The sequence below is a fragment of the Pseudomonas sp. B611 genome, from assembly GCF_055407965.1.
In genome coordinates, this window is record NZ_JBUZST010000001.1 from 402,791 (window position 1) to 420,700 (window position 17,910).

A 17,910-nucleotide genomic window follows, 5' to 3' on the forward strand; every position below is an offset into this window, starting at 1 on the left:
ACCGCCCTGGGGTTCTCATTTTCAGGCTTTGGCGCGGTCCAGCAGGTACTGGGTCAACAATGGAACCGGACGGCCAGTGGCGCCCTTGTCCTTGCCGCCGCTGGTCCAGGCCGTGCCGGCGATGTCCAGGTGCGCCCAGTTGAAGTTCTTGGCGAAACGCGACAGGAAACAGGCTGCGGTGATGGTGCCGGCTTTCGGCCCGCCGATGTTGGCGATGTCGGCGAACGGGCTGTCCAGCTGTTCCTGGTACTCGTCGAACAGCGGCAGTTGCCAGGCGCGGTCGTCGGCGGCCTTGCCGGCGCTGAGCAGTTGCTCGATCAACTCGTCGTTGTTGCCCAGCAGGCCCGAGGTGTGGGAGCCCAGGGCGACGATGCACGCGCCGGTCAGGGTGGCGATGTCGATCACGGCTTGCGGCTTGAAGCGCTCGGCGTAGGTCAGGGCATCGCACAGCACCAGGCGGCCTTCGGCGTCGGTGTTGAGGATCTCGACGGTCTGGCCGCTCATGGTGGTGACGATGTCGCCCGGACGCGCCGCGCCGCCGCTTGGCATGTTCTCGGCACAGGCCAGGATGCACACCAGGTTGATCGGCAGCTTGAGCTCCAGCACGGCACGCAGGGTGCCGAACACACTGGCGGCGCCGCCCATGTCGTATTTCATTTCATCCATGCCGGCGCCCGGCTTGAGGCTGATGCCGCCGGTGTCGAAGGTGATGCCTTTACCGACCAGGGCGTACGGCTTGTCGGCCTTTTTGCCGCCGTTGTATTGCATCACGATCAGGCGTGGCGGCTGGTCGCTGCCCTGGCCCACGGCATAGAACGAGCCCATGCCCAGTTCCTTGATCTTCTTCTCATCGAGGACTTCGACTTTCAGGCCCTTGAATTCTTTACCCAGCGCTTTGGCTTGTTCGCCGAGGAAGGTCGGGTGGCAGATGTTCGGCGGCAGGTTGCCCAGGTCGCGGGTAAACGACATGCCGTTGGCGATGGCGGTGGCGTGGGTCACGGCGCGCTGCACTTCAGCCTGGGCGGCCTTGATGGTCAGCAGGGTGATTTTCTTCAGGGCGCGGGGTTCGGCCTTGGTGCTCTTGAACTCGTCGAAGATATAGCCGCCGTCCACCAGGCTCTCGGCCAGCAGGCGGGTCTTGCCGTAGCTGTCGCGGCCCTTGACCACGACTTCATCCAGCGCCAGCGTGGCATCGCTGCCGCCCAGGCCCTTGAGGGTGGTGAGGATGCCGCTGATGATCTTGCGGAACGGGCGGTCGCCCAGTTCGGCGTCCTTGCCCACGCCCACCAGCAATACGCGGTCGGCCTTGAGGTTTGGCAGGCTTTGCAGCAGCAGGCTCTGGCCGACTTTGCCGGCCAGGTCGCCGCGCTTGAGGATGGCGCTGATGGCGCCGCCGCTCAGTTCGTCGAGTTGCTTGGCGGCAACGCCGAGTTTGCGGCCTTCGCCGATGGCGACCACGAGGGTGGCGGTTTTCAACGTTTCGGGGCTAACGCTTTTTACAACCAATTCCATTTTCGGGTCCCTTATCAAGGTCTGAGAGCCTTGCGTCTGTACGCAGGCTTTAATGCTTGGCAGCTGTGTAAACCGCCAGCGACAAAGGCCGCAGTTTGAACCTCGGCGGCGGAGCCTGACAACCCTTGGCGCAAGCTTTGTCCCCCTCGATGAGCATGCTCCGTGACAGGCGCGGCCAATCACAGGATAATGCGCCATCTTTTTAGCCGGCCTGTGCAAACAGGTCGACTCGGTATGCTTGCTTGTTTGGCCGCCTTAGCCTGACAACCCTGGAGTGTCTGGTTTGATCGTCTTCCGTTATCTGTCCCGCGAAGTCCTGTTGACCCTGAGTGCCGTGAGTGCGGTATTGCTGGTCATCATCATGAGTGGTCGTTTCGTCAAATACCTGGCCCAGGCTGCTTCCGGCGCCCTGGACCCAGGGTCGCTGTTCCTGATCATGGGCTTTCGCCTGCCGGGGTTCCTGCAGCTGATCCTGCCCCTGGGCCTGTTCCTCGGGATCTTGCTGGCTTATGGCCGCCTGTACCTCGAAAGCGAAATGACCGTGCTCTCGGCCACCGGCATGAGCCAGCAACGCCTGCTGGGCATGACCATGATCCCGGCCGCCGGTGTGGCGCTGATCGTCGCCTGGCTGAGCCTGAGCCTGGCGCCGCAAGGGGCCATGCAGTTCCAGTTGGTGCTGAACAAGCAGGACGCCATGACCGAGTTCGATACCCTCGAACCGGGCCGCTTCCAGGCGCTCAATGACGGCACGCGGGTCACCTACACCGAAACCATGACCGAAGACCGCGCCAACCTCGGCGGGGTGTTCATCTCCGAGAAGCGCCTGGGCCAGGACAAGAAAGACCGTGGCATCTCTGTGTTGGTGGCCGATTCCGGTCGCCAGGAAATACGCCCGGACGGCAGCCGCTACCTGATCCTGGAAAACGGCTACCGCTATGACGGCAGCCCCGGCATGGCCGATTACCGTGCGATCAAGTACGACACCTACGGCGTGCTGCTGGCGCGCCCGGACGTCAGCGACGAAGTCACCGACCGTGATGCCATTCCGACCACCGAGCTGCTTGGCAGCAAGGAACTGCGTTCCATTGCCGAGCTGCAATGGCGGATTTCCCTGCCGCTGCTGGTGTTTATCGTGACCCTGATGGCCGTGCCGCTGTCGCGGGTCAACCCGCGCCAGGGCCGTTTCCTCAAGCTGTTGCCGGCGATCCTGCTGTACATGGCGTACCTGACCATCCTGATTTCCGCCCGTGGCTCCCTGGAGAAGGGCAAGCTGTCGCCAACCCTGGGCCTGTGGTGGGTTCACGGGATCTTCCTGGTGATCGGCCTCGGGCTGCTCTACTGGGAACCTATCCGTCTGAAAATGTTGAGCCGTCGTGGCCAGAAGGAGTTGGCTCGTGGCTAAGCTCGATCGCTACATTGGTAGCAGCGTACTGATCGCCATCCTGGCGGTATTGGGCATCATCCTGGGCCTGGCCTCGTTGTTCGCCTTTATCGATGAAGTCGGCAACGTCACCGACACCTACACCGTGTGGGACGTACTGAGCTACGTGGCGCTCACCGCGCCGCGCCGTCTCTACGACATGATGCCGATGGCCGCGCTGATCGGTTGCCTGATCGGCCTGGGCAGCCTGGCCAGCAACAGCGAACTGACCATCATGCGTGCCGCCGGCGTTTCCATCGGCCGCATCGTCTGGGCCGTGATGAAACCGATGCTGCTGCTGATGCTGTGCAGCGTGCTGATCGGCGAGTACGTCGCGCCACCGGCCGAAACCACGGCCCAGGCCAACCGCGCCCTGGCCCAGGGTTCGGGGGATGCACAAAGCTCCAAGCATGGCCTGTGGCACCGCCAGGGTGACGAGTTCATCCACATCAACGCCGTGCAACCCGGCGGCCTGTTGATTGGTGTGACGCGCTACACGTTCGACAAGGAGCGCCACCTGCTGTCGTCCAGTTTCGCCAAACGTGCGCAGTACAGCGCCGAGAAGTGGGAACTGACCGACATCACCACGACGTATTTCCGCAACGCGGGCCAAGGCACCAAGTCCAGCACCGAAGTGATCAACGCACCGACTGAGGCGTGGGACATCGCCCTCAAGCCGGAACTGCTCAATACCGTGGTAATGATCCCCGAAAGTCTGCCGATCTCCGGGCTGTGGAGCTACATCCACTACTTGAAGGAGCAGGGCCTGAACAACGGTCGTTACTGGCTGGCGTTTTGGGTCAAGGTGTTGCAGCCGGTCGTGACCGCGGCTTTGGTGCTGATGGCGATTTCGTTCATCTTCGGCCCATTGCGCTCCGTGACCCTCGGCCAGCGCGTGTTTACCGGCGTATTGGTGGGTTTCACCTTCCGCATCGCCCAGGACCTGCTCGGTCCGTCGAGCCTGGTGTTCGGTTTCTCGCCGCTGTTTGCGGTGCTGGTGCCGACCGCGATCTGTGCCGTGGCCGGGTTCTGGCTGTTGCGCCGAGCCGGCTGATACGGCGCTTATGTTCAAAAAATGCCCCGGTCGAGAGATCGGGGCATTTTTGTTCTGGTCAGCAAAGATGACGCCCGGGCAGAGCATCAGGTACAATTCCCGGCTATTTTTCAGCGGGCAATCTGCCTGCAGCCTTTTTGAGTGTTGATCCGTGAGTGATTTGAGTCATATCCGCAATTTCTCCATCATCGCCCACATTGACCATGGCAAGTCGACGCTGGCCGACCGGTTCATTCAAATGTGCGGTGGCCTTGCCGAGCGTGAAATGGAAGCCCAGGTCCTGGACTCCATGGACCTCGAGCGTGAGCGCGGCATCACCATCAAGGCCCACAGCGTTACCCTGTACTACACCGCCAAAGACGGTATCAAGTACCAGTTGAACTTCATTGACACCCCCGGCCACGTTGACTTCACCTACGAAGTCAGCCGCTCGCTGGCCGCCTGCGAAGGCGCCTTGCTGGTAGTCGACGCGGGCCAGGGCGTTGAAGCCCAGTCCGTCGCCAACTGCTACACCGCGATCGAGCAAGGCCTGGAAGTGATGCCGGTGCTGAACAAGATCGACCTGCCACAGGCCGATCCAGACCGCGTCAAAGAAGAAATCGAAAAAATCATCGGCATTGACGCCACCGACGCCGTCGAGTGCAGCGCCAAGACCGGCCTGGGTGTCGACGAAGTGCTCGAACGCCTGGTCAAGACCATTCCCGCGCCGACCGGCAACTACGAAGATCCGCTGCAAGCGTTGATCATCGACTCCTGGTTCGACAACTACCTGGGCGTTGTGTCCCTGGTCCGCGTGCGCCACGGCCGCGTGAAGAAAGGCGACAAGATCCTGGTCAAATCCACCGGCAAGATCCACCTGGTGGACAGCGTTGGTGTATTCAACCCGAAGCACACCGCGACCACCGATCTGAAAGCCGGTGAAGTGGGCTTCATCATTGCCGGTATCAAGGACATCCACGGTGCACCGGTAGGTGACACCCTGACCTTGAGCTCCACCCCTGACGTTGACGTGCTGCCGGGCTTCAAACGCATCCAGCCGCAGGTTTACGCCGGCCTGTTCCCGGTCAGCTCCGACGACTTCGAAGACTTCCGCGAAGCCCTGCAGAAGCTGACCCTCAACGACTCGTCGTTGCAGTACACCCCGGAAAGCTCCGACGCCCTGGGCTTCGGCTTCCGTTGCGGGTTCCTCGGCATGCTGCACATGGAGATCATCCAGGAGCGCCTGGAGCGCGAATACGACCTGGACCTGATCACCACCGCGCCAACGGTTATTTTTGAGCTGGCGTTGAAAACCGGTGAAACGATTTACGTCGACAACCCGTCCAAGCTGCCAGACCTGTCTTCCATCGAAGACATGCGCGAGCCGATCGTGCGGGCCAACATCCTCGTGCCACAAGAGCACCTGGGCAACGTGATCACCCTGTGTATCGAAAAGCGTGGCGTGCAGCACGACATGCTGTTCCTCGGTACCCAGGTGCAAGTGACCTACGATCTGCCGATGAACGAAGTGGTCCTGGACTTCTTCGACCGTCTCAAATCCACCAGTCGCGGCTATGCTTCGCTGGATTACCATTTCGACCGTTACCAATCGGCTAATCTGGTGAAACTGGATGTGCTGATCAACGGCGACAAGGTTGATGCCCTGGCACTCATCGTGCACAAGGACAACGCGCACTACAAAGGTCGCCAGTTGACCGAGAAGATGAAAGAACTGATTCCGCGCCAGATGTTCGACGTCGCGATCCAGGCCGCCATTGGCGGGCAGATCATTGCACGGACCTCCGTCAAGGCTCTCAGAAAGAACGTACTGGCCAAATGCTACGGCGGTGACGTAAGCCGTAAGCGCAAGCTGCTTGAGAAGCAAAAGGCCGGTAAAAAACGCATGAAGCAAGTGGGCAACGTGGAAATTCCACAAGAAGCCTTCCTTGCGGTGCTCAGGTTGGATAGTTAGGTCCTATGTCGCTAAATTTCCCGCTGTTGCTGGTCATCGCCGTTGCCGTCTGTGGTCTCCTGGCGTTGCTCGATCTGGTGTTCTTCGCCCCGCGTCGGCGGGCGGCTATCGCGTCCTATCAGGGCAGCGTCAGCCAGCCCGATGCCGTGGTGGTCGAGAAGCTGAACAAAGAGCCTCTGCTGGTTGAATACGGCAAGTCGTTCTTCCCGGTGTTGTTCATCGTGCTGGTGCTGCGCTCGTTCCTGGTGGAGCCGTTTCAGATCCCTTCGGGGTCGATGAAACCTACCCTGGACGTGGGCGACTTCATCCTGGTGAACAAGTTTGCCTACGGCATTCGCCTGCCGGTGATCGACAAGAAGGTCATTGAAGTCGGCGACCCGCAACGCGGCGATGTGATGGTGTTCCGCTTCCCGAGCGACCCGAACGTCAACTACATCAAGCGTGTGATCGGCCTGCCGGGCGACGTGATCCGCTACACCGGTGACAAGCGCCTGCTCATCAACGGTGAATCGGTGGCTGAGAAGCTGATCGGTTCCGAGCCGAATTCCCTGGGCAGCGCCGAGCTGTACCAGGAGAAACTCGGCGCGGTGGAGCACGAGATCCGCAAGGAAATGTCGCGCTACCGCCAGCCTGATGGCGAGTGGAAAGTGCCTGCAGGGCATTACTTCATGATGGGCGACAACCGTGACAACTCCAATGACAGCCGCTATTGGAACGATCCCAACATTCCCAAGGACATGCTGGGCATGGTTCCCGACGAGAATATCGTCGGCAAGGCCTTCGCGGTCTGGATGAGTTGGCCGGAGTCCAAGCTCAGCCACTTGCCGAACTTCTCGCGAGTCGGGCTGATCAAGTAATACAGGCGGCGCTGTGAACACAGCGCCGAATGCTTTTCTGGGGCTTGGACAAATTCCGGCCCCATGCTGCACCAACCAGGATTTGAATTTGAACACTGCGTCAATCGTCGATGGCCGCCGGTGCCACCACACAGATATGGGTAAACCGTGACCGTTTCTCTAGCACGTCTCGAGCGTCTGCTCGGCTACACCTTCAAGGACCAGGAATTGATGGTCCTTGCCCTCACACACCGCAGCTTTGCAGGGCGTAACAACGAACGCCTGGAATTCCTCGGTGACGCCATCCTCAATTTCGTCGCCGGCGAGGCGCTGTTCGAGCGCTTCCCGCAAGCCCGTGAAGGCCAGCTGTCGCGCCTGCGCGCACGCTTGGTGAAGGGCGAGACCCTGGCCGTGCTGGCCCGTGGTTTCGGCCTGGGCGAGTACCTGCGCCTGGGCTCTGGCGAGCTGAAGAGCGGCGGTTTCCGCCGTGAGTCGATCCTTGCCGATGCCCTTGAAGCGCTGATCGGTGCGATCTACCTCGATGCAGGCATGGAAGCAGCCAAGGAACGCGTTACCGCGTGGCTGACCTCCGAGATCGAAAGCCTCACGCTGGTCGATACCAACAAAGATCCCAAGACCCGCCTGCAGGAATTCCTGCAGTCTCGTGGTTGCGAACTGCCACGCTACGAAGTGGTGGATATCCAGGGTGAGCCCCATTGCCGCGTGTTCTTCGTGGAATGTGAAATCACCTTACTGAACGAAAAAAGCCGAGGTCAGGGTGTGAGCCGTCGTATTGCCGAACAGGTAGCGGCCGCTGCAGCACTGATTGCCCTGGGCGTGGAGAATGGCCATGACTGATTCAACCGCAACACGCTGTGGCTATGTTGCCATCGTCGGCCGCCCGAACGTGGGCAAGTCCACGCTGCTGAACCACATCCTCGGCCAGAAGCTCGCGATCACCTCGCGCAAGCCGCAGACCACCCGCCACAACATGCTGGGCATCAAGACCGAAGGCAACGTGCAAGCGGTCTACGTCGATACCCCGGGCATGCACAAAGGTGGCGAGAAAGCCCTCAACCGCTACATGAACAAGACCGCTTCGGCGGCGTTGAAAGACGTCGACGTGGTGATCTTCGTGGTCGACCGCACCAAGTGGACCGACGAAGACCAGATGGTCCTTGAGCGTGTGCAGTACGTCACCGGCCCGTTGATCGTCGCGTTGAACAAGACCGACCGTATCGAAGACAAAGCCGAGCTGATGCCGCACCTGAGCTGGCTGCAGGAACAACTGCCGAACGCGCAGATCATCCCGATCTCCGCCCAGCACGGTCACAACCTGGAAGCCCTGGAGCGCGTGATCGCCGAGCACCTGCCGGAGAACGAGCACTTCTTCCCGGAAGACCAGATCACCGACCGCAGCAGCCGTTTCCTGGCCGCCGAACTGGTGCGCGAGAAAATCATGCGCCAGATGGGCGCCGAGCTGCCGTACCAGATCACCGTCGAGATCGAAGAGTTCAAGCAGCAGGGGAAAACCTTGCATATCCATGCGCTGATCCTCGTCGAACGTGACGGCCAGAAGAAAATCATCATTGGCGACAAGGGCGAGCGCATCAAGCGCATCGGCACCGAGGCGCGCAAGGACATGGAACTGCTGTTTGATTCCAAGATCATGCTTAACCTGTGGGTGAAGGTTAAGGGTGGTTGGTCCGATGATGAGCGTGCATTGCGCTCCCTGGGCTACGGCGACCTGTAAGAACACCGCTTGACGGTTGGCGGGCTTGCTGTGGCGAGGGAGCTTGCTCCCGCTGGGCCGCGCAGCGGCCCCAACAAAACCACTGAGTTTTTTCAGATAAAACTCGGTGGCTGATAGAGGGGCTGCTTTGCAGCCCAGCGGGAGCAAGCTCCCTCGCCACAGAAGCGCTCTTCCTCTTTAGAGATTTCCCGTCTCATGTCCCAGCCCCTCAGCCAACCCGCCTACGTCTTGCACAGCCGCGCCTACCGCGAGACCAGCGCCCTGGTGGACTTCCTCACGCCCCAAGGCCGCCTGCGTGCAGTGTTGCGCAGCGCGCGGGGCAAGGCGGGCACGCAGGCAAGGCCGTTCGTGGCGTTGGACGTGGAGTTCCGCGGCAAGGGCGAGTTGAAAAACGTCGGCCGCCTGGAAAGCGTCGGCACCTCCGCCTGGCTCAATGGCGAAGCGCTGTTCAGCGGCCTCTATCTCAACGAACTGCTGATTCGCCTGCTCCCTGCCGAAGATCCCCATCCCGCTGTCTTCGATCACTATGCCGCCACGTTGCTTGCCCTCGCCGAAGGTCGCCCGTTGGAGCCCTTGCTGCGCGCCTTCGAATGGCGCCTGCTCGACGATCTGGGCTACGGCTTCGAACTGGTCAACGACCTGCACGGCGACCCCATCGCCGCCGACGGCATGTACCGCCTGCAAGTGGACGCCGGCCTGGAGCGTGTCTACCTGCTGCAACCGGGCCTGTTCCAGGGCACCGAGCTGCTGGCCATGAGCGAAGCCGACTGGAGCGCGCCGGGCGCTTTATCCGCCGCCAAGCGCCTGATGCGCCAAGCCCTGGCTGTGCACTTGGGCGGACGGCCGCTGGTCAGTCGCGAGTTGTTTCGAAAGCCCTGACAACCCCGTGTATGCTGTGCAGCGTTTCTTTCCCTTTTCAGGAGCGCTTCCGTGACCAGCAGCAATCGCATTCTTCTTGGCGTCAATATCGACCACGTCGCTACCCTGCGCCAGGCCCGGGGCACCCGTTACCCTGATCCGGTCAAGGCCGCGCTGGACGCCGAAGAAGCAGGCGCCGACGGCATCACCGTGCACCTGCGCGAAGACCGCCGCCACATCCAGGAGCGTGATGTGCTGGTGCTCAAGGATGTGCTGCAAACCCGCATGAACTTCGAGATGGGCGTGACCGAAGAGATGATGCAGTTCGCTGAACGCATCCGCCCGGCGCACATCTGCCTGGTACCGGAAACCCGCCAGGAACTCACCACCGAAGGCGGCTTGGATGTCGCTGGCCAGGAAGCGCGGATCAAGGCCGCGGTGGATCGCCTGTCGCAGATCGGCAGCGAAGTCTCGCTGTTCATCGACGCCGATGAGCGCCAGATCGAAGCCTCGCGCCGCGTCGGTGCACCGGCCATTGAGTTGCACACCGGGCGTTATGCCGACGCCACCACCCCGACCGAAGTGGCCGATGAGCTGCAACGCATCATCGACGGTGTCGCGGTTGGCCTGCGCGAAGGCCTTATCGTCAACGCCGGTCACGGCCTGCATTACCACAACGTTGAAGCCGTGGCGGCGATCAAGGGCATCAATGAGCTGAACATCGGCCATGCGCTGGTGGCCCATGCGCTGTTCGTCGGCTTCAAAGGTGCCGTGGCCGAGATGAAAGCTCTGATCCTGGCTGCGGCCAAGGCCTGACCTAACACCGTCTAAAGGCCACTGAAGATCAAAAAATGTGGGAGCGGGCTTGCCCGCGATTGCGATGAACCAGTCAAAGCTGCATTGGCTGACCCACCGCTATCGCAGGCAAGCCAGCTCCCACAGTTGATCTTTGGTGTGTTCAGAACTGTGGTCGCCCGGCGAAACCCTTTGAATTCAGCCATGCGGCAATGCGAAGCCTTACTGTTTAGGCGATGCAGGTGTATCGTATCTGCCCTTTGCAGGCCCTGGGCTTGCGGCAGATACGTGAGGTTGTTGTGTCCCGATCCTTTTCCCGTCGACAAATCCTGGGTGGCCTTGCCGGCCTGGCCGTAGTGGGCGTCGGTGCCGGTGGCGCCTATCGCTACTGGCTGGGGAAAGTCGCCGAGGCCGAAGCGGGCCACGATTACGAACTGATCGCCGCACCGCTGGACGTGGAACTAGTGCCGGGCCACAAGACCGAAGCCTGGGCGTTCGGCCCTTCCGCCCCGGGCACCGAGTTGCGCGTGCGCCAGGGCGAGTGGCTGCGGGTGCGTTTTATCAACCACCTGCCGGTCGCTACCACCATCCACTGGCATGGCATCCGCTTGCCGCTGGAGATGGACGGCGTGCCCTACGTCTCGCAATTGCCGGTGTTGCCCGGCGAGTACTTCGACTACAAATTCCGTGTGCCCGACGCCGGCAGCTACTGGTATCACCCCCACGTCAACAGCAGCGAAGAACTCGGCCGTGGCCTGGTCGGCCCGCTGATCATCGAAGAGCGCGAGCCCACCGGTTTCAAACACGAACGCACCCTCAGCCTGAAGAGCTGGCATGTGGACGAAGAGGGCGCTTTCGTCGCGTTCAGCGTGCCCCGTGAAGCAGCACGTGGCGGTACGGCCGGGCGCTTGTCGACGATCAACGGCGTGTCCCAGGCGGTGATCGACTTGCCGGCCGGGCAGATCACCCGCGTGCGCCTGCTCAACCTCGACAACACCCTGACCTATCGCATCAACATCCCGGACGTTGAAGCGCAGATCTACGCGCTGGACGGCAACCCCATCGAGCCGCGTCCGCTGGGCAAGGAATACTGGCTGGGCCCTGGCATGCGTATCTGCCTGGCGATCAAGGCGCCGCCAGCCGGCGAAGAGCTGTCGATCCGCAACGGTCCGGTACGCCTGGGTACGTTCCGTTCCGTGGCCAATACCGACGCGCCCACCGAGTGGCCACCGGCATTGCCCGCCAACCCGATTGCCGAGCCGGACCTGGCCAACGCCGAGAAACTCAACTTCAATTTCGAGTGGGTCGGCACCGTTTCGGTCGACGATGGTCGGCCGCCCAGCCTGTGGCAGATCAACGGTCAGGCCTGGGACATCACCGACAAGACCTGCGCCGACCGCCCGATTGCCAAGCTGGAGAAGGGCAAGAGCTACATTTTCGAATTGAAGAACATGACCCAGTACCAGCACCCGATCCACCTGCACGGCATGAGCTTCAAGGTAATCGCCTCGAACCGCCACAAGGTGATCCCGTACTTCACCGACACTTACCTGCTGGGCAAGAACGAACGCGCCCGCGTGGCGTTGGTGGCGGATAACCCGGGGGTGTGGATGTTCCACTGCCACGTCATCGACCACATGGAAACCGGCCTGATGGCCGCCATCGAGGTGGCGTGATGCGCCAGTTTCGTCCCGTGGCGATCATCGACCGCAGCCGCGACCAGCACTTCATGCGCGAAGCCCTGGCCCTCGCCGCCCAAGGCGCTGCACTGGGTGAAGTGCCGGTGGGTGCGGTGTTGGTGCAGGACGGTGAAATCATCGGCCGCGGCTTCAACTGCCCCATCAGTGGCAACGACCCCAGCGCCCACGCCGAAATGGTCGCCATCCGTGACGCGGCGCAGGCCATCAGCAACTATCGGCTGGTGGGCAGCACGCTGTATGTGACGTTGGAGCCGTGCAGCATGTGCGCCGGTTTGATCGTGCACTCGCGGGTGGCGCGGGTGGTGTACGGCGCGCTGGAGCCGAAGGCGGGGATTGTGCAGAGCCAGGGGCAGTTTTTTACCCAGGGGTTTCTTAATCACAAGGTGTTGTTTGAAGGTGGGGTGTTGGCTGAGGAGTGCGGTACCGTACTCAGTGAATTCTTCAAGGCCCGCCGCGCGAAGCCCCCACTCTAAAGAACACTGGAGATCAAATGTGGGAGCGGGCTTGCTCGCGAATACGGTGTGTCAGCCAAGTATAAGGTGGCTGATCCACCGCTTTCGCGAGCAAGCCCGCTCCCACAGTTTGATCTCTGTTTCTACAGGGATACCTCACCGCTACTTCTTGGCGATGATGACCGCGCGCATCGGCGCCGGCAGCCCTTCAATCGTCTTGCTGTGATCTTCAGGATCAAGGAAATCACTCAACGACTGATACTTCATCCACTCCGTCCCACGCTGTTCTTCCACCGTCGTCACGCTTACATCTACACAGCGCACATCACTGAACCCGGCGCGGCGCAGCCACAGCATCAACGCCGGCACCGACGGCAGGAACCATACGTTACGCATCTGCGCATAACGGTCTTCCGGCACCAGCACTTGTTGCTGATCGCCTTCCACCACCAGGGTTTCCAAGACCAGCTCGCCGCCTTTGACCAAGGTGTCTTTCAACGCCAGCAAATGCTCGATGGGCGAACGCCGGTGATAGAACACGCCCATGGAAAACACCGTATCAAAGCCTTCCAGATTGGCCGGCAGGTCTTCAAACGGGAACGGCAGGTGCCACGCCTTGGGCTCTGACAGGTAACGCTGTACCGCTTGGAACTGGCAGAAAAACAGCCAGTTCGGGTCGACGCCAATCACGCTGTCGGCCCCGGCGCCGAGCATGCGCCACATGTAGTAACCGTTGCCGCAGCCCACATCGAGGATGCGTTTGCCCTTCAGGTTCAAATGCGGTGCCACCCGTGACCACTTCCAGTCCGAGCGCCATTCGGTGTCCACATGCACGCCGAACAGGTGGAACGGGCCTTTGCGCCATGGGCTCAGGCCCATCAGCGCGGTGTGCATTTGTGCGCGGGTTTCGTCATCGCAATCGGTGTCGAGGGTCAGGCCGTTGAGCAAGTCCACGTCGCTGGGCTGGATCTTCGGCAGCGCATCCAGCGCGCTCTGCCAGCGCTCCAGGTCGCCATGGCCTTTTTCCATCTTGTTATCGAGTTGCGCTTGCAGACCTTGGGCCCACACGGCCAAGGGAGTGCCGACCAAATGGCGGGCGAGGGGAGACAGATCAATCATGGCAAGGCAATCAACGAGGCAAAGTTAAGACACTGGAACCACGGCACGACTTTCGAGAACCCGGCCGCCAGCAGGCGTTCGCGGTGTTCTTCGAGGCTGTCGGGCTTCATGACGTTTTCGATGGCGCTGCGCTTCTGGGCGATTTCCAGTTCGCTGTAGCCGTTGGCGCGTTTGAACGCAATATGCAGGTCGGTAAGCAACGCGTGTTCTTCGGGATCATTGAAGCGCAGCTTTTCCGAAAGGATCAGCGCGCCCCCCGGCAGCAGTGCTTGGCGGATGCGCGCGAGCAAGGCCAGGCGTTCGTCGGGGGCGATAAATTGCAGGGTGAAGTTCAGCGCCACCACCGAGGCCGGTTGGAATTGCAACGCAAGGATATCGCCCTCGATCACCTCCACCGGCAGCAACTCCTGGAACATCGAGTCCTGGCCGTTGAGGTATTCGCGGCAGCGCTCGACCATCGCCGCCGAGTTATCCACCGCGATCACCCGGCAGCCATCGGTACGCACATGGCGGCGTAGGGCCTGGGTCACGGCGCCGAGGGACGAACCCAGGTCGTACAGCACGCTGTTGGGCTGGGCAAACTGCGCCGCGAGCACGCCGAGGTTTTCGACGATGGTCGGGTAACCGGGCACCGAGCGCTTGATCATGTCCGGGAACACCCGCACCACGTCCTCGTTAAAGGCGAAGTCCGGCACCTGGGGCAGGGGCTGGGCGAATAGGCGATCGGGTTCTTTGCTCACGGTTGTTCCGGCGACGAAAAGGGGAAAGGCCGGCATTTTAGCCAAGTTGGCCCTCGTGTGCGCGGGTTGTCTGATGGAAAGCCGACGCGGTGATGCCCCACTGCCCCAGCCAGTAAGTGGCGATCAACAGATACGGCGCCGCATCGAACGCCAGCACAAACCGATTGATACCGATCAGCGTGTCAGAAAACACAAACGACGCCGCACCCGCCGCCGCCAGCTGCGCCGAACGCTTCGGCACGTCGCTGCCCAGGCGTGCCAGCGCACGCCAGAGCATGGCGCTGATGACCAGGGCGTAAACCACCACGGGGATCAGCAAGTCGCCAAGGCCGTGGGAAATCAGGATGCTCAGCAGCACTGCGCCTACACCCAGGGCCAATAGCAATGGCAGCAGCGCCAACCGCCGGCAGTCACTGAAATAGGCTTTGAGGTACGCCAGGTGCGCAAACAGAAACGCGCCAAGGCCAAAGATAAACAGGTCGCCCGGCCAGGCGAGCAATACATCGCCCACCAGGGAAAAAATCAGCCCCAGGCTGATCCAGCGTCGATAGTCGGTGGGCGGCGCATCATGCAGCCAGCCCAGCAGCGCCAGTACCGGCAGCGGTTTGACCAGCAGGCACAATAAAGTGGCGTGGGTGGCCAGGCCGTAGATAAAGGTGCCGGCGCCCATCAACGCAAGAATCATCCATGGCATATCAGTTCACCGTAATGGCGCAATCGAACGTTTCGGCAGGTTCGGCTTCGGGTTCCCAGGGTTGCTGGGAGGTCAGGCGCAAACGCCCCTGGCCTGCGGCAAAGGCCTGGAAGCGCCAGGTGGATTGCCCACCGCCGCCGATCACCCCGGATTCACTGCTGCTGTAGACCTCGGGGCTCAGCGCGCGGAGTACGCCGCCGGCGGAATCCTGGATGGCCCAGCGGTAGCCGGTGGTGGGGTTGCTGGGCAGGGTGAGGATCAGGTTTTGCCCGGTTTTGAGCTGGAGCGGGCAGGCGCTTTGCGCGTCTACGCTGATATTTTGCTTGGGGGCACTGGCGCACCCGGCCAGCAGGGCAAGGCTTAGGGGGATAAGCAGGCGGGCAGCGGTCATGGGGGCTCCGTTGATTCACGACGAAGGGCGAGCATAACCGAAGATGAGACAAGGTGTGACAGAGCTGGGTTTTGTGTTGATTGTGGTGGCCCCTTCGCGAGCAAGCCCGCTCCCACACTTGACCGCATTCCAAAGGATGTACTCAGTCAAATGTGGGAGCGGGCTTGCTCGCGAAAGGGCCAGTCCAGGCACTACATAACCATCAGAAGAGCACTTTGGCCACATCCGCAAACCGTTTGGCAAAGTGCACCGTCATGCCTTCCTTCAGGTACTCCGGCAACTCCTCAAAGCTGCCACGGTTCGGCTCCGGCAAGATCAGCTCATGAATCTTCTGGCGCCGCGCCGCAATCACCTTTTCACGCACCCCGCCAATCGGCAGCACATGCCCGGTCAGCGTCAGCTCGCCGGTCATGGCCACGCCTTTTTTCGGCGGCTGGTTACGGGCCAGCGACAGCAACGCGCTGGCCATGGTCACACCGGCGCTCGGGCCGTCTTTCGGCGTGGCGCCTTCCGGCACGTGCAAGTGTACGAACGCTTCGTCGAAGAACTTCGGATCACCGCCAAACGACTTCAGGTTCGAGCTGATGTAGCTGTAGGCGATTTCAGCGGACTCCTTCATCACTTCACCCAACTGCCCGGTGAGCTTGAAGCCGCGATTGAGCGTATGGATACGCGTCGCCTCGATCGGCAACGTCGCGCCGCCCATGCTGGTCCAGGCCAGGCCGGTAATCACACCGGTACCGGACAACACCTGCTCATTGCGGAACACCGGCATGCCCAGGGAGCTTTCCAGGTCTTTGTTGCCGATCTTGATCACCGAGTCCGGCTCATCCAGCAACTTGACCACTGCCTTGCGCACCAGTTTGCCCAGCTGTTTCTCTAGCTGGCGCACCCCGGCTTCGCGGGCGTAACCGTCGATCAATGCACGCAGGGCGCCGTCGCTGATGGTCAGGCTGGTTTTTGCCACGCCGGCTTTTTCCAGCTGTTTTGGCCACAGGTGGCGCTTGGCGATGGCGACTTTTTCTTCGGTGATATAGCCCGACAGGCGAATCACTTCCATCCGGTCCAGCAACGGGCCGGGGATCGAATCCAGGGTGTTGGCGGTGCACACGAACAGCACTTTGGACAGGTCCAGGCGCAGGTCCAGGTAATGGTCGAGGAATTCGACGTTCTGCTCAGGGTCCAGGGTTTCCAGCAGCGCCGACGCCGGGTCGCCCTGGAAGCTCTGGCCCATCTTGTCGATCTCGTCGAGCATGATCACCGGGTTCATCACTTCCACATCTTTCAGCGCCTGCACCAGCTTGCCCGGCAGGGCGCCGATGTAGGTGCGGCGGTGGCCCTTGATCTCGGCCTCGTCGCGCATACCGCCGACGCTGAAGCGATAGAACGGCCGCCCCAGGGACTCGGCGATGGATTTACCGACGCTGGTCTTGCCCACGCCCGGCGGGCCCACCAGCAGCACGATGGAACCGGCGACTTGGCCTTTATAAGCGCCCACCGCGAGGAATTCGAGGATGCGGCTCTTGATGTCGTCCAGGCCCGCATGGTGTTTATCCAATACCTTGCGCGCGTGTTTCAGGTCGAGTTTGTCTTCGCCATACACGCCCCACGGCACCGCCGTCGCCCAGTCCAGGTAGTTGCGCGTAACCGCATATTCCGGCGAGCCGGTTTCCAGGATCGACAGTTTGTTCAGTTCTTCATCGATACGCTTTTGCGCCTGGGCCGGCAGCACTTTGCCTTGCAGGCGTTGTTCGAACTGCTCGACATCGGCGCTGCGGTCGTCCTTGGTCAGCCCCAATTCCTGCTGGATAACCTTGAGTTGTTCCTTGAGGAAAAACTCGCGCTGGTGCTCGCCGATCTTGCGGTTCACCTCGGCGGAGATTTCCTTTTGCAGGCGCGCGACTTCCACTTCTTTGCGCAGCATCGGCAGCACTTTTTCCATGCGCTTGAGCATGGGCACGCAGTCCAGCACTTCCTGCAACTCGTTACCGGTGGCCGACGTCAGCGCGGCGGCGAAGTCAGTGAGTGGCGACGGATCGTTGGGGCTGAAGCGGTTGAGGTAGTTCTTCAACTCTTCGCTGTACAGCGGGTTGAGCGGCAGCAGTTCCTTGATCGCATTGATCAGCGCCATGCCGTAGGCCTTCACCTCATCGGTCGGCTCGGACGGCTGGTGTGGGTATTCGACCTCCACCAGGTACGGCGGACGGTGGTGCTTGAGCCAGGTCTTGATGCGCACGCGGGTCAGGCCCTGGGCGACAAATTGCAGCTTGCCGTTCTCGCGGCTGGCGTGGTGTACCTTCACCAGCGTGCCGTACAGCGGCAGGCTGGAGGTGTCGAAATGGCGTGGGTCTTCTGGCGGCGTGTCCATGAAGAACAAGGCCAGGTTGTGGTGATCGGATTTGCTCACCAACTCCAGGGTCTCGGCCCACGGTTCTTCATTGACGATCACCGGCAGCACTTGCGCCGGGAAGAACGGCCGATTGTGGATCGGGATGATATAGACCTTGTCCGGCAGGTTTTGCCCAGGCAGCGCCAGGCCAGTGTTGGACGAAGGGGATTCAGCGTTTTCGGGGTCGGCGTAGTCGTTCAGGTCGTATTCGGGGAATTCTTGCTGGTCGCTCATGGGGCACCTGCA

16 protein-coding genes are annotated in these 17,910 nt (G+C 61.4%); 10 read left to right on the forward strand and 6 right to left on the reverse strand.

Features of this window, described 5'->3' with window-relative positions; genetic code table 11:
• Window positions 1-21: 21 nt before the first annotated feature.
• A complete protein-coding gene (locus ACZRMO_RS01945) occupies window positions 22-1,512 on the reverse strand; it encodes a leucyl aminopeptidase (protein WP_124527338.1) in 1,491 nt (496 codons plus the stop codon).
• A gap of 283 nt (window positions 1,513-1,795) precedes the next feature.
• Here ACZRMO_RS01945 and lptF point away from each other — a divergent pair, with 283 nt between their 5' ends.
• From lptF to tadA, 10 genes are all read left to right on the forward strand, one after another.
• Window positions 1,796-2,914, forward strand: coding sequence for an LPS export ABC transporter permease LptF (gene lptF, locus ACZRMO_RS01950; protein WP_017734285.1), 1,119 nt, complete (start codon window positions 1,796-1,798; stop codon window positions 2,912-2,914).
• Window positions 2,907-3,986, forward strand: coding sequence for an LPS export ABC transporter permease LptG (lptG, locus tag ACZRMO_RS01955; protein WP_207039939.1), 1,080 nt, complete (start codon window positions 2,907-2,909; stop codon window positions 3,984-3,986). Before lptF ends, lptG begins: the two co-directional genes overlap by 8 nt.
• Before the next feature lie 151 nt (window positions 3,987-4,137).
• A complete protein-coding gene (gene lepA / locus ACZRMO_RS01960; protein WP_003210439.1) occupies window positions 4,138-5,937 on the forward strand; it encodes a translation elongation factor 4 in 1,800 nt (599 codons plus the stop codon).
• A 5-nt stretch (window positions 5,938-5,942) separates the two neighbouring features.
• Window positions 5,943-6,794, forward strand: coding sequence for a signal peptidase I (gene lepB, locus ACZRMO_RS01965; protein ID WP_463971718.1), 852 nt, complete (start codon window positions 5,943-5,945; stop codon window positions 6,792-6,794).
• Between the two features lie 147 nt (window positions 6,795-6,941).
• Window positions 6,942-7,631, forward strand: coding sequence for a ribonuclease III (rnc, locus tag ACZRMO_RS01970; protein ID WP_026136456.1), 690 nt, complete (start codon window positions 6,942-6,944; stop codon window positions 7,629-7,631).
• Window positions 7,624-8,526 carry a GTPase Era gene (gene era / locus ACZRMO_RS01975; RefSeq protein WP_028618988.1) on the forward strand — a complete coding sequence of 301 codons (903 nt, stop codon included), beginning with the start codon at window positions 7,624-7,626 and terminating at the stop codon, window positions 8,524-8,526. Before rnc ends, era begins: the two co-directional genes overlap by 8 nt.
• A gap of 195 nt (window positions 8,527-8,721) precedes the next feature.
• Window positions 8,722-9,405 carry a DNA repair protein RecO gene (recO, locus tag ACZRMO_RS01980; protein ID WP_463971719.1) on the forward strand — a complete coding sequence of 228 codons (684 nt, stop codon included), beginning with the start codon at window positions 8,722-8,724 and terminating at the stop codon, window positions 9,403-9,405.
• Window positions 9,406-9,456: 51 nt separating this feature from the next.
• Complete coding sequence (gene pdxJ / locus ACZRMO_RS01985; protein ID WP_463971720.1) at window positions 9,457-10,200, forward strand: pyridoxine 5'-phosphate synthase; 744 nt, start codon at window positions 9,457-9,459, stop codon at window positions 10,198-10,200.
• Between the two features lie 278 nt (window positions 10,201-10,478).
• Window positions 10,479-11,855: a multicopper oxidase domain-containing protein gene (locus ACZRMO_RS01990; RefSeq protein ID WP_207039936.1), complete on the forward strand. Its 1,377-nt coding sequence runs from the start codon at window positions 10,479-10,481 to the stop codon at window positions 11,853-11,855.
• Window positions 11,855-12,352, forward strand: coding sequence for a tRNA adenosine(34) deaminase TadA (gene tadA, locus ACZRMO_RS01995; protein WP_463971721.1), 498 nt, complete (start codon window positions 11,855-11,857; stop codon window positions 12,350-12,352). Before ACZRMO_RS01990 ends, tadA begins: the two co-directional genes overlap by 1 nt.
• Before the next feature lie 141 nt (window positions 12,353-12,493).
• Here tadA and cmoB read toward each other — a convergent pair whose 3' ends face one another.
• The 5 genes from cmoB to lon form a co-directional block, all read right to left on the reverse strand.
• Window positions 12,494-13,450 carry a tRNA 5-methoxyuridine(34)/uridine 5-oxyacetic acid(34) synthase CmoB gene (gene cmoB, locus ACZRMO_RS02000; RefSeq protein WP_463971722.1) on the reverse strand — a complete coding sequence of 319 codons (957 nt, stop codon included), beginning with the start codon at window positions 13,448-13,450 and terminating at the stop codon, window positions 12,494-12,496.
• Window positions 13,447-14,226: a carboxy-S-adenosyl-L-methionine synthase CmoA gene (cmoA, locus tag ACZRMO_RS02005; protein WP_463972118.1), complete on the reverse strand. Its 780-nt coding sequence runs from the start codon at window positions 14,224-14,226 to the stop codon at window positions 13,447-13,449. Before cmoA ends, cmoB begins: the two co-directional genes overlap by 4 nt.
• Window position 14,227: 1 nt before the next feature.
• The gene (locus ACZRMO_RS02010) at window positions 14,228-14,884 is read right to left on the reverse strand and encodes a lysoplasmalogenase (RefSeq protein WP_463971723.1); all 657 of its coding nucleotides are present in this window, start codon (window positions 14,882-14,884) and stop codon (window positions 14,228-14,230) included.
• Window position 14,885: 1 nt separating this feature from the next.
• A complete protein-coding gene (locus ACZRMO_RS02015; RefSeq protein ID WP_463971724.1) occupies window positions 14,886-15,275 on the reverse strand; it encodes a protease inhibitor I42 family protein in 390 nt (129 codons plus the stop codon).
• Window positions 15,276-15,477: 202 nt separating this feature from the next.
• Window positions 15,478-17,898, reverse strand: coding sequence for an endopeptidase La (gene lon / locus ACZRMO_RS02020; protein WP_463971725.1), 2,421 nt, complete (start codon window positions 17,896-17,898; stop codon window positions 15,478-15,480).
• Window positions 17,899-17,910: the final 12 nt, after the last annotated feature.

Excerpts from the sequence above, each read along its gene's own strand:
- ACZRMO_RS02010 (WP_463971723.1), bottom strand. The coding sequence starts at position 14,884 with ATGCCATGGATGATTCTTGCGTTGATGGGCGCCGGCACCTTTATCTAC.
- cmoB (WP_463971722.1), bottom strand. The coding sequence starts at position 13,450 with ATGATTGATCTGTCTCCCCTCGCCCGCCATTTGGTCGGCACTCCCTTG.
- lon (WP_463971725.1), bottom strand. The coding sequence starts at position 17,898 with ATGAGCGACCAGCAAGAATTCCCCGAATACGACCTGAACGACTACGCC.
- era (WP_028618988.1), top strand. The coding sequence starts at position 7,624 with ATGACTGATTCAACCGCAACACGCTGTGGCTATGTTGCCATCGTCGGC.
- cmoA (WP_463972118.1), bottom strand. The coding sequence starts at position 14,226 with ATGCCGGCCTTTCCCCTTTTCGTCGCCGGAACAACCGTGAGCAAAGAA.
- tadA (WP_463971721.1), top strand. The coding sequence starts at position 11,855 with ATGCGCCAGTTTCGTCCCGTGGCGATCATCGACCGCAGCCGCGACCAG.
- lepB (WP_463971718.1), top strand. The coding sequence starts at position 5,943 with ATGTCGCTAAATTTCCCGCTGTTGCTGGTCATCGCCGTTGCCGTCTGT.
- ACZRMO_RS02015 (WP_463971724.1), bottom strand. The coding sequence starts at position 15,275 with ATGACCGCTGCCCGCCTGCTTATCCCCCTAAGCCTTGCCCTGCTGGCC.
- recO (WP_463971719.1), top strand. The coding sequence starts at position 8,722 with ATGTCCCAGCCCCTCAGCCAACCCGCCTACGTCTTGCACAGCCGCGCC.
- ACZRMO_RS01945 (WP_124527338.1), bottom strand. The coding sequence starts at position 1,512 with ATGGAATTGGTTGTAAAAAGCGTTAGCCCCGAAACGTTGAAAACCGCC.